The organism is Candidatus Epulonipiscium sp. (assembly GCA_012519205.1).
GTDB lineage: Bacteria > Bacillota > Clostridia > Lachnospirales > Defluviitaleaceae > JAAYQR01.
In genome coordinates, this window is the sequence record JAAYQR010000017.1 from 24,896 (window position 1) to 38,556 (window position 13,661).

15 protein-coding genes and 1 pseudogene are annotated in these 13,661 nt (G+C 35.4%); 15 read left to right on the plus strand and 1 reads right to left on the minus strand.

The annotated features are described in order from the left end of the window. Positions 1 to 60: 60 nt before the first annotated feature. Entirely contained in the window at positions 61 to 846 is a 786-nt protein-coding gene (locus GX308_05325) for a DUF1189 domain-containing protein (protein NLK21495.1), read from the plus strand. Positions 847 to 848: 2 nt separating this feature from the next. Here GX308_05325 and GX308_05330 read toward each other — a convergent pair whose 3' ends face one another. Then, positions 849 to 2,303, minus strand: a complete 1,455-nt coding sequence (locus tag GX308_05330; protein ID NLK21496.1) for a PLP-dependent aminotransferase family protein — start codon at positions 2,301 to 2,303, stop codon at positions 849 to 851. A 161-nt stretch (positions 2,304 to 2,464) separates the two neighbouring features. On the opposite strand from GX308_05330, the pseudogene pdxS reads away from it, so the two are divergent. The 14 genes and pseudogenes from pdxS to mreD all read left to right on the plus strand — a co-directional run bounded on the left by pdxS (position 2,465) and on the right by mreD (position 13,661). Continuing rightward, positions 2,465 to 3,336, plus strand: a pseudogene (pdxS, locus tag GX308_05335) (pyridoxal 5'-phosphate synthase lyase subunit PdxS). A gap of 172 nt (positions 3,337 to 3,508) precedes the next feature. Beyond that, the gene (locus GX308_05340; GenBank protein ID NLK21497.1) at positions 3,509 to 4,057 is read left to right on the plus strand and encodes a sensor histidine kinase; all 549 of its coding nucleotides are present in this window, start codon (positions 3,509 to 3,511) and stop codon (positions 4,055 to 4,057) included. 230 nt (positions 4,058 to 4,287) lie between these two features. Then, positions 4,288 to 5,613 (plus strand): electron transport complex subunit RsxC, encoded by a 1,326-nt coding sequence (gene rsxC, locus GX308_05345; protein ID NLK21498.1) that lies wholly within the window; start codon positions 4,288 to 4,290, stop codon positions 5,611 to 5,613. A gap of 13 nt (positions 5,614 to 5,626) precedes the next feature. Continuing rightward, the gene (locus tag GX308_05350; GenBank protein ID NLK21499.1) at positions 5,627 to 6,556 is read left to right on the plus strand and encodes an RnfABCDGE type electron transport complex subunit D; all 930 of its coding nucleotides are present in this window, start codon (positions 5,627 to 5,629) and stop codon (positions 6,554 to 6,556) included. Then, the gene (locus GX308_05355) at positions 6,556 to 7,140 is read left to right on the plus strand and encodes an RnfABCDGE type electron transport complex subunit G (protein NLK21500.1); all 585 of its coding nucleotides are present in this window, start codon (positions 6,556 to 6,558) and stop codon (positions 7,138 to 7,140) included. Before GX308_05350 ends, GX308_05355 begins: the two co-directional genes overlap by 1 nt. An 11-nt stretch (positions 7,141 to 7,151) precedes the next feature. Further along, positions 7,152 to 7,757 (plus strand): electron transport complex subunit E, encoded by a 606-nt coding sequence (locus GX308_05360; GenBank protein NLK21501.1) that lies wholly within the window; start codon positions 7,152 to 7,154, stop codon positions 7,755 to 7,757. Between the two features lie 11 nt (positions 7,758 to 7,768). Continuing rightward, positions 7,769 to 8,341: an electron transport complex subunit RsxA gene (rsxA, locus tag GX308_05365; GenBank protein NLK21502.1), complete on the plus strand. Its 573-nt coding sequence runs from the start codon at positions 7,769 to 7,771 to the stop codon at positions 8,339 to 8,341. A 14-nt stretch (positions 8,342 to 8,355) separates the two neighbouring features. Beyond that, positions 8,356 to 9,204, plus strand: a complete 849-nt coding sequence (locus GX308_05370; protein ID NLK21503.1) for an RnfABCDGE type electron transport complex subunit B — start codon at positions 8,356 to 8,358, stop codon at positions 9,202 to 9,204. Between the two features lie 159 nt (positions 9,205 to 9,363). Beyond that, the gene (locus tag GX308_05375; protein ID NLK21504.1) at positions 9,364 to 9,624 is read left to right on the plus strand and encodes a DUF4321 domain-containing protein; all 261 of its coding nucleotides are present in this window, start codon (positions 9,364 to 9,366) and stop codon (positions 9,622 to 9,624) included. Between the two features lie 31 nt (positions 9,625 to 9,655). Continuing rightward, positions 9,656 to 10,267, plus strand: a complete 612-nt coding sequence (maf, locus tag GX308_05380) for a septum formation protein Maf (protein ID NLK21505.1) — start codon at positions 9,656 to 9,658, stop codon at positions 10,265 to 10,267. Further along, on the plus strand, positions 10,267 to 10,971 hold the full coding sequence (gene radC / locus GX308_05385) for a DNA repair protein RadC (GenBank protein ID NLK21506.1): 705 nt from the start codon (positions 10,267 to 10,269) through the stop codon (positions 10,969 to 10,971). Before maf ends, radC begins: the two co-directional genes overlap by 1 nt. A 259-nt stretch (positions 10,972 to 11,230) precedes the next feature. Beyond that, complete coding sequence (locus GX308_05390; GenBank protein NLK21507.1) at positions 11,231 to 12,250, plus strand: rod shape-determining protein; 1,020 nt, start codon at positions 11,231 to 11,233, stop codon at positions 12,248 to 12,250. 29 nt (positions 12,251 to 12,279) lie between these two features. Continuing rightward, complete coding sequence (mreC, locus tag GX308_05395) at positions 12,280 to 13,137, plus strand: rod shape-determining protein MreC (GenBank protein NLK21508.1); 858 nt, start codon at positions 12,280 to 12,282, stop codon at positions 13,135 to 13,137. A 5-nt stretch (positions 13,138 to 13,142) separates the two neighbouring features. After that, the gene (gene mreD, locus GX308_05400; GenBank protein NLK21509.1) at positions 13,143 to 13,661 is read left to right on the plus strand and encodes a rod shape-determining protein MreD; all 519 of its coding nucleotides are present in this window, start codon (positions 13,143 to 13,145) and stop codon (positions 13,659 to 13,661) included.

Sequence of the window (13,661 nt, forward strand, 5' to 3'; positions counted from 1 at the left end):
GCAGAATTGATAGGGTATTCAATCTGCTGTTTTTAAAAAGTAATATTAGGAGGTTAATAAATGGAAAATGAAAAAACAGGCTTTTTTTCGAAGATTTTAAAGAGTATAACTGACTTTAAAATGTATCCTTTAATAATTAAGGAATCTGTTGGAAGGGCTATAGGTTATTTGGTACTTCTTTCCCTAATTATTGGTCTACTAGGATGTATTAAACCTATTTACTTAACAAATAAAGTTATCGATATGGCTGTAAAAACCTTTGAATCAGAAATACCTTATTTCAATCTAAGCAATGGGGAATTAACCGTAGAGGATGAAATGCCTATGGTCTTTGAACAAGGCAGTCAGATTATAATAATTGATACTACAAATCAAATTGATAAAGGGATACTTAATGATTATTATCAAGGATTTATTCTGTACAAAAACAGTATGATTAACAAACAAGGGCCTCAATATCAGGAGATAAAGTATACAGATTTGGGGAATTTAGAATTTGATAGAGATTCTATAAAGGCTTTTATGCCTAAATTAAAGTATATAATCATTCCTATTATTATTGTTTTTGTAATACTAGGAGCTGTATTGGGGAAATTATTTAGTTCTCTTATAGTAAGCATATTAGGGCTTATAGTAAATGCAATAAGCAAAGGAAATCTTAAATATGATGGTATTTATAAGATAGGAATTTATTCCCTGACCCTACCTTCAATCATAAAACTAGTTATAAAACAAATCCCAATCCGTATACCATTCTTTGGGATGATGTTTTTCTTCGCTTATTATGCAATAATTATCATATATATCTATAAAGCAATCATAGAAGTAAAGACAGAAAGTCTTTAATATTAAAGAAGAGGTGTAATAGAAGCCGGTACATTTATCATATTTTCTATTACATCTTTTATTTTTTTGACTCCTTTTTCAATCTGTTCCTCATCCACAGCCGCAAAACTAATTCTTATGGAGGAAAATGAATCCTGTGTAATGGAAAATAAAGAACCGGGAGTAAGAATAACATCTCTTGATAGTAACAAGTCACATAGGGAACTTACAGAGATTTCTTCCTTGAATTTAACCCATATACTTAATCCACCTTGGGGAGGAGTATAAGTCATATAATCCTTTAGGTAATTATCCAAAGAGTTAGTTAGGGTGTTATATCTTTTTTCATAAATATCGCATATTTTTCCAATATGTTTTTTCCATAGTTCTTTTCTAAGGTATAAATCAAAAACCCTTTGGATAAAACTAGAGGTTGAAATATCGGTTGTATGTTTAGCGGATAGGATATAATCTAATAGTGTTTTAGGAACAACCAAAAAACCCAAACGTAACCCCGGCATTAGGATTTTCGAAAAACTTTTAATATAGATAACCCGATTTCTATGGTCCAAAGCCTTTAGGGGGATATTAGGCTGTTTTGAGTAATTTAAATCACTTAAATAATCGTCCTCGATGATATAGATATTATATTTTTCAGCCAAATCTAGGATAATTCGTTTCTTTTTTAATGAATAAGAATATCCTGTAGGATTTTGATAATAAGGCATTATATATATAAATTTAGGGTGATAAAGTTTTAGATAGTCTTCTAGGATAGAAGTATCCATTCCATCGGATTCTAAAGGCACCTCTACTATCCGCGCTCCACGACTTTGAAAAGCAGCAATAGCCCCATGATAAGTTGGTTTTTCAACAAATAAGGTATCTCCAAATTGTAGCAATGCCTTAGAGAGTATATCTATACCTTGTTGTGCCCCTGAAATTATTTGGATTTTATCTTGGGTAGCGTGTATTCCATAGTTCTCCAGATAATCCCCTATAGCTTCCCGGAGTCTATCATATCCTTGACTTTCTTGGTAACTAAATGCATCTCCCCTATCCCTATCAAGGACTTCATTTAACACTAATTTAAAATCATCCACGGGAAACATATCGGTGGTAGGAGAAATACTAGCAAAATTAATAGTATTTTTAGTCATAGTAATCTGTTTTAATTGAATATCCTTATTGGGTTCTTGAATAATAGGAGAGGATAATGCCTCTAAAGGAAGGGGAGAAACATAAGTGCCGCTCCCCATCTGGGCATATACTATTCCCTTGTTTTCTAAATATTTATATGCATTAACCACGGTTACATTATTAATTTTAAGCTGTGATGCAAGCTTACGGATAGTAGGAAGTTTCATATTGGGCTTTAAGATGCCATTTTGAATAAATTCATATAAAGCATCCCCTAGTTGTTGATAAAGAGGGGTCTTTCTATTTTTATCTAACTGTATCGATACAAAATGATTCATTTTATAAAATCCTCCCTTAGTCATTGATTTAACCTATTATATAAGTATAATGATTATAATGTAAAGATACTCTTTTATGTAAGGATGCTAAAGTGTATCGATACAATATTTTATCATACTAAATATCAAATGTCTATTTCCAAGACATAGGAGGAGAAAAAATGAATACACAATGTGAAACAAAAAACGACCTAGCCCAAATGTTAAAGGGCGGAGTAATAATGGATGTAATCAATAAGGAACAGGCTCTTATTGCACAGGAAGCGGGGGCAGTGGCAGTTATGGCCCTAGAACGAGTTCCAGCAGATATTAGAAAACAGGGTGGCGTAGCAAGAATGTCAGATCCCAAGCTCATAAAGGAAATTAAAGGAGCAGTAGATATACCAGTTATGGCTAAATGCAGAATAGGACATATTGTAGAGGCGCAAATTTTAGAGGCCTTAGAGATTGATTATATAGATGAGAGCGAGGTCCTAACTCCCGCAGATAATCAATATCATATAGATAAAAAACTTTCCAGACCCCTTTCGTATGTGGTGCAAGGAATTTAGGGGAAGCCTTAAGAAGAATAGGAGAAGGCGCTCTGATGATTAGGACTAAAGGAGAAGCAGGAACGGGAGATGTAGTTCAGGCAGTAAAGCATATGAGAACTATGATGTCTCAAATAAGAAAACTTAAAACTATGGCAAGGGAAGAAAGAATGACCTTTGCAAAGGAATTAGGTGCACCCTATCACTTGATTGAACAGGTAGCGGAATTAGGAAGCCTTCCTGTGGTTAACTTTGCAGCTGGAGGAGTAGCAACCCCTGCAGACGCGGCGCTTATGATGCAGTTAGGAAGCGATGGTGTATTTGTAGGTTCTGGGATATTTAAATCAGGGGACCCAGCAAAAAGGGCAAAAGCCATTGTGAAAGCAGTAAAACATTTTAATGAACCCCAAATATTAGCTAAGGTATCAGAGGATTTAGGAGAAGCCATGGTTGGAATCAATTGTGACGAAATAGATATATCATACGAAAAAAGGGGATGGTAAAGTAAGACCTAATGCATCCTGTAAATATTAATAAAACATCCTTTCAAAGGATGTTTTTATTATGTAATATTATTGATTTATTATTAAAGTAGTGTACAATTCATTATATATTAATCTTAAAGATTATAGACGGTTGGGCTTTCAATCACTTCTTATGAAAGGGAGGCAATGTATGAAGGAGTTATCCCTGCATATCTTGGATATTGTAGAAAATAGCATTAGGGCAGAGGCGACAAGTATTAATGTAAAGATTGAAGAGGATATCCATAATAATAGATTTATATTTCTTGTTGAGGATAATGGTAAAGGGATGGATGAAGAGTTTGTAAAAGTAGTAAAAAATCCTTTTAAAACTACTCGGACAACAAGGAAAGTAGGCCTTGGAATTTCTCTTTTAGAGGAGGCCTGTAAAAGATGCAATGGTAATCTCGAAATAATAAGTTCCAAGGGAGGGGGGACAAAAATTAGGGCGGTAATGATGTATAATCATATAGATAGAGCGCCTTTAGGGGATATTACCAGTACTATAACGAATCTAATTATGTCTAATCCAGATGTGGAATTTGTCTATGAGCATAAGTACAATGATGAATTATTTTTAATTGATACCAAGGAGATAAAAAACATTTTAGACGGAGTTCCTATTAGCGATATATCTATTATTCTTTGGCTTAAAGATTACATAAATCAGGGTTTGATAGAAATTAGACGAAGACCATAAATTATAGAAGAAATTTATAAGATTATTCTACTTGCTAGAAGGTTGAAAGGGAATGCATACTGCATACAAAACAAATCTTCTTAGAGGGTTGGGGAATGCAGAAAGGTGGTAAATAATGTAGAAATCCATTGTGCATTTTTTATCATTTCTTGAGGAAAAAGTGGCAATGTATTATGATAGATTTATGACTTTAGGTCTTGGACTATCTTTAAATAAGAAGGGGGAAAATTATGCGTTTGCTTACATTTAAAAGGGGCGTCCATCCTCCCCATGGGAAGCATTTTACGGAAAACAAACCTATAGAATATCTTCTTCCTAAGGGAAATTTGGTGTTTCCTATGATTCAACATATAGGTGCACCCTGTGAGCCTCTAGTTAAAAAAGGGGATAGGGTCTTGGTAGGACAAAAAATAGGGGGAGCTACGGCCTTTGTTTCATCGCCGATTCATAGTTCAGTATCGGGTACCGTTAAAGATGTTACTCCAATGCCTCATCCTAATGGAAATAAAGTATTATCGGTTATAGTAGAAAACGATGGCTTGTATGAAGAACATGAATCCATCGGTCCTAGGGGAGATTATAAAAATTTCACAAAGGAACAAATCCTTGAGATTATCAAAGAATCAGGTATTGTAGGTATGGGTGGGGCGGGGTTTCCTACCCACATTAAATTATCTCCACCACCAGAAAAACATATAGATGCTATTATTATTAACGGTGCAGAATGCGAGCCCTATCTAACTTCAGATCATAGGGTTATGCTAGAGGAGACTGATAGAGTAATAGAAGGTTTAAAAATCATTCTGCAGCTTTTTCCTGGAGCCAAGGGATATATTGGAATAGAAAATAATAAGATGGACGCAGTAAAAGCCCTTACAAAGGCAGCTCAAGGAATAGGAAATATAGAGATAAAACTCCTTAAAACCAAGTACCCACAGGGGGCAGAGAAACAAATAATATATGCTATTACAGGAAGAGAGGTACCCTCTGGGGGATTGCCGGCAGATGTTGGATGTATCGTTCATAATATAGATACCACCGTGGCAATCCAAAGGGCAATTGTCCGTGGGCGTCCTTTGATGAGAAGGATTGTAACTGTAACTGGAAAAGCTATAAAGGAACCTAAAAATTTCAAGGTTAGGATAGGGACTACATATAGGGAGCTTATAGAGGCAGCCGGTGATTTTTCCTTAGAACCTGTAAAGATAATATCTGGAGGTCCTATGATGGGATTAGCCCTCTCTTCATTGGATGTTCCGATAGTAAAAGGCTCTTCTGCGATTTTATGCTTATCCAAGGAAGAGGCTGAACTACCAGAAGAGCAAAATTGCATTCGGTGTGGTAAATGTATATCCGTTTGTCCAATCAATCTAATGCCTTTACTCCTCAATCAATATGCTTTAAATCATGAATATGATAAGTTTGAAAAAATACATGGAATGGATTGTATGGAATGTGGGACTTGTACTTTTGCATGTCCTTCCAAAAGGCATTTGGTTCAATCGGTTCGTACAGCAAAAAGAGAGATATTAAATAATAGGAGAAAAAACGCATAAAGGGGGAGATTTAATGTCTATGGACGTATATACAGTATCCTCATCTCCTCACATTTCCTCTAAAAATTCTATAAAGAGTATAATGAGGGATGTTTTAATTGCATTACTTCCTGGGGCAATGATGGGGATTTGGTTTTTTAAACTAGGAGCTTTTATTACTATTGTTTTATCAATAGCATCTTGTGTTGGAGTAGAAGCCCTATGGCAAAAGCTCACAAAACAAAAAATTACAATAAATGATTATAGTGCGGCAGTTACAGGATTACTCCTTGCAATGAACCTGCCTCCTACAGTTCCTTTTTGGATACCTATTATAGGGGGAACCTTTGCTATTATCATTGCAAAGCAGCTATTTGGTGGATTAGGTCAAAACTTTATTAATCCCGCCCTAGCAGCAAGGGCATTTTTACTTACTTCTTGGGCAGGACATATGACAAACTGGACTATAGACGGAATAAGCACAGCTACTCCTTTAGGGATTTTAAAAGAAGGGGGGGCACTACCGCCCATAATAGATGTAATTATAGGCCATGTTGGAGGGTCTATTGGAGAAACCTCGGCTATTGCTCTTTTGATTGGAGCAGGATATTTGCTTTACAAAAAGGTGATTTCCATAAGGATTCCAGCAACCTTCATTGGAACCGTACTTATACTTACATTTATTTTGGGTAGAGATGCAATGTTTGACCCCAATGCCGTATACGAAATTCTTACGGGGGGGCTTATCCTAGGAGCATTTTTTATGGCTACGGATTATTCATCTTCTCCTGTTACCCAAAGAGGACAATATATAATGGGAATAGGTTGTGGAATCATTACAACAGTGATACGTCTTTATGGAGGATATCCGGAAGGGGTGTCCTATGCAATACTTATTATGAATTTAGCTGTTCCGCTTATTGATAAATATACAATGCCTCGAGTTTTTGGGGAGGTGAAATAATGAAAGAGATAATGAAGCTTGGATTAATATTATTTGCTATTACAGCTTTTTCTGCTATGCTTCTTGGTTTCGCCCATGAAATTACTAAAGAACCTATAGAAAATCAGGTCCGCCTTGCTAGAGAAAAAGCTATGAATGAAACTCTCTCCCAGGCAGATAGATTTGAAGAAGTGATGGTTGAATTGCCCAAGGGCTCCAAAATTTCAGAAATTAATGCGGGATATAAGGGGGATTTATTAGAGGGTTTTGTAGTAAAGGTATCCCCAAAAGGTTTTGGAGGTCCTATTGAAATAATGGTAGGGGTTTCTAAGGACGGGATTGTGCAAGGAATTAAAATGCTAAAACATTCGGAAACTCCAGGCTTAGGTGCTAATGCAGAGGATGATTCTTTTACCTCTCAATATAAGGATACATCTGGTGAACTTACAGTAACTAAGACGATACCTAATAAAGATAATGAAATACAAGCCCTTACGGGGGCAACTATCACATCAAGAGCTATTACAGATGGGGTAAATGAAGTCCTTATATTTCTGCAACACCATGGGGGAACGGATGAAGAAATAACTTTTGATTTTAATTAGGGGGAATAAAGTTGAAAAAGTTAGTAGAAAGAATTACAAATGGAATTATAGTGGAGAATCCGACATTTGTTCAAGTAATCGGAATGTGTCCTACCTTAGCTGTTACAACAGGAGCAAAAAATGGCATAGGGATGGGACTAGCTACCACTGCTGTATTGGTCGGTTCCAATTTATTTATATCATTATTGCGCAAATTTATACCATCTAAAATTCGAATACCTGCATACGTTGTAATCATTGCCAGTTTGGTAACCCTCGTAGAATTCATCCTACAGGCATTTGTACGTAGTTTGTATAGCCAATTAGGCTTGTTTATTCCCTTGATTGTAGTGAATTGTATCATTTTAGCTAGGGCAGAAGCTTATGCATCTAAAAACAAACTATTGCCATCCATAGCAGATGGATTAGGAATGGGATTGGGATTTACCCTTGCTTTAGCTATCTTAGGCTCCGTCAGGGAGATTTTAGGGGCAGGAAAAATATTTGATTTTCCTATTATGCCGTCATCGTATCAACCGGCGGTGATTATGATTTTGGCTCCTGGTGCATTTTTTACTTTAGGCATCCTTATGGCCACTTTAAATCATTTTAGGAATAAAAAGGTAAAGGATGCATAGGAGGGGAACAAATGAACTTATTTATTTTATTTCTGAGTGCTATTTTAGTTAATAATTTCGTATTATCAAGGTTTTTGGGTATATGTCCGTTCCTTGGAGTGTCAAAAAAAGCAGAAACAGCTCTAGGAATGGGTATAGCTGTAACCTTTGTAATGACCTTAGCTTCCATGTTTTCTTATATGGTGTATCACTGGATGCTGATTCCTTTGCAAATTGAATATTTATATACTATAGCATTTATTTTAGTGATAGCTTCCCTAGTTCAATTTGTAGAGATGGTTATTCAAAAAACAAGCCCAACACTTTATCAGGCGTTGGGAGTGTACCTTCCCTTGATTACAACAAACTGTGCAGTTTTAGGGGTAGCAGTAATCAATATGAACGAAGGATACAATTTAATTGAAAGTATTATAAACGGTGTGGGGGCTGCCCTAGGATTCACCTTAGCTATTGTACTTTTCGCAGGAATAAGGGAAAGAATAGAAAACAATAAAATTTTAGCTGCATTCCAAGGGTTTCCCATAGCTCTTATCACAGCGGGACTAATGTCAATAGCATTTTTAGGTTTTCAGGGACTACTTTAATAAGGAGGGGAAAAATGGATATAACAAATATTCTTTATCCTATTATCAGTATAGGTGGGTTGGGAATAGTATTTGGGGCGGGACTTGGATTTGCTTCTAAAAAATTTGCCGTGGAAGTTGATGAAAGGATTCCGCAAGTTCGCGATTTACTCCCAGGAGCTAACTGTGGGGGCTGTGGTTTTGCCGGATGTGATGCCTTTGCAAAAGCAGTGGTGGGTGGAAGTGCTAATCCTGCTGCCTGCCCGGTTAATAATAGTGAATCTATAGAAAAAATTGCCTCCTATATGGGGCTTATGGTAGAGCAGACTGAAAGAAAAGTTGCCTTTGTAAAATGTAAGGGAACCTGTGATAAGGCTAAAGATAAATACGAATATCACGGAATTATGGATTGTAGGGATGCAGCCCTTGTTCCCGGGGGTGGTGCTAAGGCTTGTAGCTATGGCTGTCTCGGACTTGGAAGCTGTAAAAAGGTTTGTTCATTTGGAGCTATTAAAATTGAAAATGGAATTGCAGTAATTGACGAAGAAAAATGTACTGCCTGCGGGAAATGCGTAGATGCTTGTCCTAAAGCAATTATTGAATTGATACCGGTTAAAAATAAGGTAAGAGTAGTATGTAATTCACAGGATAAAGGTAAGGAAGCGAAGGAAAACTGTTCAGTGGGATGTATTGGATGCAGACTTTGTGTTAAAGCCTGTGAATATGATGCCATTGAGTTTCAAGACAATCTTGCCCATATAAAATATGATAAATGCACGGAATGTATGGCCTGCGTTAAGAAATGTCCTACAAAAGTCATCCTTGGAGAAGTGTTAGATGAAGGGATTTCTAATAAAGATAATTATTCTACAGAGGCAATTTAATATAGGTATGGATAGAACCCTGTTCTAAATTAAAAAATAAAATTAAATGGTATATCTTATATAAAAAAAATGCACAATTTGCTTTGGTGCATTTTTTTATGAAAAGATTAATAAGTTGTGTTAAAATATAGGACAAATACAATTTGAGGAGGGTATCTAGTGAATGGAACAAGGGGAAAGAATAATTGGGCACTTTTTTTATTTTTGTTAGGAGGAATTGTTATAGGAGGTTTTATCGGTCATTATATTGGACAGATTCCCTATATGGAATGGATTAGATATGGTAAAGAATTTGGATTTCAAAACCCTTTGGTTTTAGATTTGGAATTATTATATATTGAATTCAGCATCAAAATACAAATTACTATAGGAAGTATAATAGGAATTATAGGGGCTATACTTATATATAGGAAAATATAGCAAATTACTAATTGCATTAGGCGGTGTATGTATGGACAAGATTATTTTAGCCTCAAGTTCTCCAAGGAGAAGGATGCTTCTTAGACAAATAGGAATCCCTTTTGATATTATCGTTGGCAGTGCCGAAGAAAAGATGGAACCCTCTACCCTGCCATGGGACTTGGTGATTGAATTATCCAGACAAAAGGCAGAAGATGTAGCTAGAGGTTTGGGAAAAGGTTATTTAGTCATAGGGGCAGATACCATTGTGGTTCATAGGAACAAGATTCTTGGAAAACCTAAAGACATGGACGATGCATATTCTATGATTTCTGTTCTTCAGGGGGATATGCATGAAGTGTATACAGGTATTACCCTAATTAAAACCTCAGACAATATCATAAAATCTGGCTTCGAAAAAACGGAAGTACATATGAGGGAGTTATCACCAGAGATTATAAATGCTTATATAGATACTAAGGAACCTATGGATAAGGCAGGTTCCTATGGCATACAGGGGATAGGAACCCTACTTATAGATAAAATACATGGGGATTATAATAATGTAGTGGGTCTTCCTTTAAAGCTGCTTGCTGCATTATTAGGAGAAATAGACATTGAACTATTTAATTATATTACTTTTAAAAGTCAGGAGTGTGAGTAATGACCACTATAAATTGCTCCCATATGTCTATGAAGGAACTCCCAGAACTGGAAAGACCCTATGAAAAGTTAGAACATTTCGGACCACAGGTCCTATCTGAGGCAGAATTATTAGCAATAGTTTTTAGAACTGGTGCAAGAAATGTAAGGGTGGTGGAATTAGCACAAAGATTACTAGCTTTGGAAAAAGAAGAAGGATTATATGGATTGTACCAATACTCTCTTGATGAATTAATGAGTATAAATGGGATTGGAAGGGTTAAAGCAATCCAAATAAAAGCAGTCCTAGAATTATCTAAAAGAATATCCAAACATCAAAACTTATTAAAGCATAGGATTAATTCTCCAAGTAGTATTGCATCCGTTTATATGGAAGAAATGAGATATCTAAAACAGGAGCATTTTAAGATAGCACTTTTAGATACAAAAAACCAGATTGTTTCAGATAGAGACATTACTAAAGGAAGTATTAATTCTTCCATAGTTCACCCAAGGGAAGTATTCAAATATGCAATCAAAAAAAGTGCCACAGCAATTATAATGCTGCACAATCATCCCAGTGGAGACCCTTCTCCAAGTAAAGAAGATATACAAGTAACTAAAAGAATGATAGAATGTGGAGAATTAATCGGTATTCATATACTAGATCACATTATAATAGGTGATGGAAGTTATATAAGCTTAAAAGAACGAGGTATCATATGAAAGCCCTAGGACTAAAACCTTATTTAGAGTTATAGTCCTTTTTATATAGATTTTTGTTGAAAAAAACAATAAAAAAGGGTATGATGTTACTAGTGTTTACATACAAAAAAATCAAACTTATAAAGAATTTACTTATATTTTAATGGATTACATAAATATGGGCTATACTATATAGAAGTTAGAAGTTTTAAATACTTAAGGCAAACTTCGGTGGGGATAATCGTATATAATCTAGAATAGTTATTTGGGAGGAAAAATTATGTTTTTTTCAAGAGACATGGGCATAGATTTGGGAACTGCAAATACATTGGTATTTTTAAAAGGTAAAGGAATTATCGTTAGTGAGCCATCAGTTGTTGCTGTTAACACGAGGACCAATGAGGTATTATCTGTAGGTGATGAGGCAAAACAGATGATAGGAAGAACACCGGGGAGCATCGTAGCAACAAGACCTTTAAAAGATGGGGTTATAGCAGATTTTGCTACAACGGAAGCAATGCTTAAATATTTCATTCAAAAGGCATATAGAAGAGGACTTTTTACTTCCAAGCCACGGGTTATTGTTTGTGTTCCCTCAGGGGTTACAGCGGTGGAAATGAGAGCCGTTTATGAAGCTGCCAAGAACGCAGGTGCTAAGGAGGCCCATCTTATAGAAGAGCCAATGGCTGCTGCTATAGGTGCAGGTCTTCCAGTAGAAGAACCTACCGGAAGTATGGTGGTTGATATTGGAGGGGGTACTAGTGAGGTAGCCATCATTTCCCTTGGCGGCATTGTGACTAGTAAGTCCCTAAGGGTAGCCGGGGATGAATTAGACGAATATATCGTAAATTACATCAAAAAAGAGTACAACCTTATGATTGGAGAGAGGACAGCAGAAGAAATCAAGGTAACGATAGGCTCTGCTTTTCGGAAACTTGAAGAAGAAAGTAAGGAAGTAAGGGGAAGGGATTTAGTGACAGGACTTCCTAAAACTATGAACATTACATCCACCGAAATCATGGATGCTATAAGAGAACCTGTTAATGCCATTGTAGATGCCATAAAATATACTTTAGAAAAAACCCCACCGGAATTGGCAGCTGATATAATGGAGTCAGGCATAATGTTAACAGGAGGAGGGGCATTGTTATCGGGATTGGATAAGCTCATAACTGAGGAAACAGGTATGCCTGTTAACATAGCTTCTGAACCTTTAAATTGCGTTGCTTTGGGAACAGGACTTGCCTTGGAGCATATAGAGACTCTAAGAAATGTATTAATATCTCCTAAAAAGATTTAAAAATAATTATTTGATAGGAGAGGTTTTTTTTGAAGCACTCATTTAAGATTCCTAATAAGTATTTACTTTTATTTTTAACTATTTTACTAGTTCTAGTACTGGTTGCTACCTTTGGGAAAAGAAATAATATTTCTTTTATCGAAAAAGGACTAGGTTATGTGGTCATTCCTGTTCAAAAGTCGTTCAGTAGTGTCGGGGACTGGGTAATAGATCAAATAGGCTTTGTTAAGAATATAAAAGATTTAGAAAAACAAAATACCAAGCTTCTTAAAAAAGTAGATGAATTGTCCTATGAAAATAAAATATTGCAGCAGTATAAAGATGAAAATAATCGATTAAGAAACTTGCTAAAGCTAGATAAAAAATATGCTGATTATCCGAAAATCGGGGCAGAAATAATCGGTAAGGATCCGGGAAATTGGTACAATGTTTTTTTAATTGATAAGGGCAGTAATCAGGGATTAGAAGTAGATATGGTAGTACTTTCCGGAAATGGATTGGCAGGTCATATTATTGAAACTGCGCCTAATTATTCTAAGGTTTTATCTGCTATTGACGATAGAAATGCGGTTAGCTCAAAAGTTTTAAGAACAGGGGATTTAGGGGTTGTTAAAGGAGATATAACCTTAATGAACGATGGGCTTTGCAAGATGGAATATATCGATGCTGAGGCAGATATTATAAAGGGTGATGAAATTGTCACTTCAAATTTGAGTGATATATACCCTCCTGGTATTATGATAGGAATTGTCAAAGAAATTGAAATAGAAAGCCATGGATTAACAAAATATGCATTAATTGAGCCTGTAGTGGATTTTCGACATTTGGAGGAAGTCTTGGTAATTAACAAAAAGTGGAATAAAAAAGATGGAGAATCAAAGGAGTAGTATATGTGCGCCGAATATTTGCTATAAGTATCATTTTAATAATCACCAATATATTGCAATCTACTTATTTTCAGGCCCTGAAAATAAGAGGTGTTATTCCTAATTTTTACATAATGATTATTGTTTCTTTTGCACTTCTTAGGGGAAGTAAAGAGGGGGCAATTGTAGGACTTTTTGCGGGATTATTGCAAGATGTATACTTTGGAACAGCTATTGGATTTTTTGCCTTAATTGGAATGTATATTGGATATTTTTGTGGAAAGATAAATAAGGATTTCTATCCAGAAAGCTTTTTATTACCCCTTGTTTTAACTATCTTTAGTACTTTTTTTTATGATTTATCAGTCTATGTATTTACTTATCTAGTGAGGGGGAAAATCAACTTTATATTTTTCTTTAATAATATTATGCTACCCGGTGTGGTATATACAGGAATTATCTCATTATTTGTATACCAAGGTATTTATTATTTAAATGAAAAACTAGAAATAAAAGAAAAAAAGTATCGAAAATTCTTTGGATAG

Bases quoted from the DNA above. Each gene is read 5' to 3' on its own strand.
- rsxC (NLK21498.1), top strand. From the start codon at position 4,288: ATGCGTTTGCTTACATTTAAAAGGGGCGTCCATCCTCCCCATGGGAAG.
- GX308_05330 (NLK21496.1), bottom strand. From the start codon at position 2,303: ATGAATCATTTTGTATCGATACAGTTAGATAAAAATAGAAAGACCCCT.
- GX308_05370 (NLK21503.1), top strand. From the start codon at position 8,356: ATGGATATAACAAATATTCTTTATCCTATTATCAGTATAGGTGGGTTG.
- GX308_05355 (NLK21500.1), top strand. From the start codon at position 6,556: ATGAAAGAGATAATGAAGCTTGGATTAATATTATTTGCTATTACAGCT.
- GX308_05325 (NLK21495.1), top strand. From the start codon at position 61: ATGGAAAATGAAAAAACAGGCTTTTTTTCGAAGATTTTAAAGAGTATA.
- rsxA (NLK21502.1), top strand. From the start codon at position 7,769: ATGAACTTATTTATTTTATTTCTGAGTGCTATTTTAGTTAATAATTTC.
- GX308_05350 (NLK21499.1), top strand. From the start codon at position 5,627: ATGTCTATGGACGTATATACAGTATCCTCATCTCCTCACATTTCCTCT.
- GX308_05340 (NLK21497.1), top strand. From the start codon at position 3,509: ATGAAGGAGTTATCCCTGCATATCTTGGATATTGTAGAAAATAGCATT.
- GX308_05390 (NLK21507.1), top strand. From the start codon at position 11,231: ATGTTTTTTTCAAGAGACATGGGCATAGATTTGGGAACTGCAAATACA.
- maf (NLK21505.1), top strand. From the start codon at position 9,656: ATGGACAAGATTATTTTAGCCTCAAGTTCTCCAAGGAGAAGGATGCTT.
- radC (NLK21506.1), top strand. From the start codon at position 10,267: ATGACCACTATAAATTGCTCCCATATGTCTATGAAGGAACTCCCAGAA.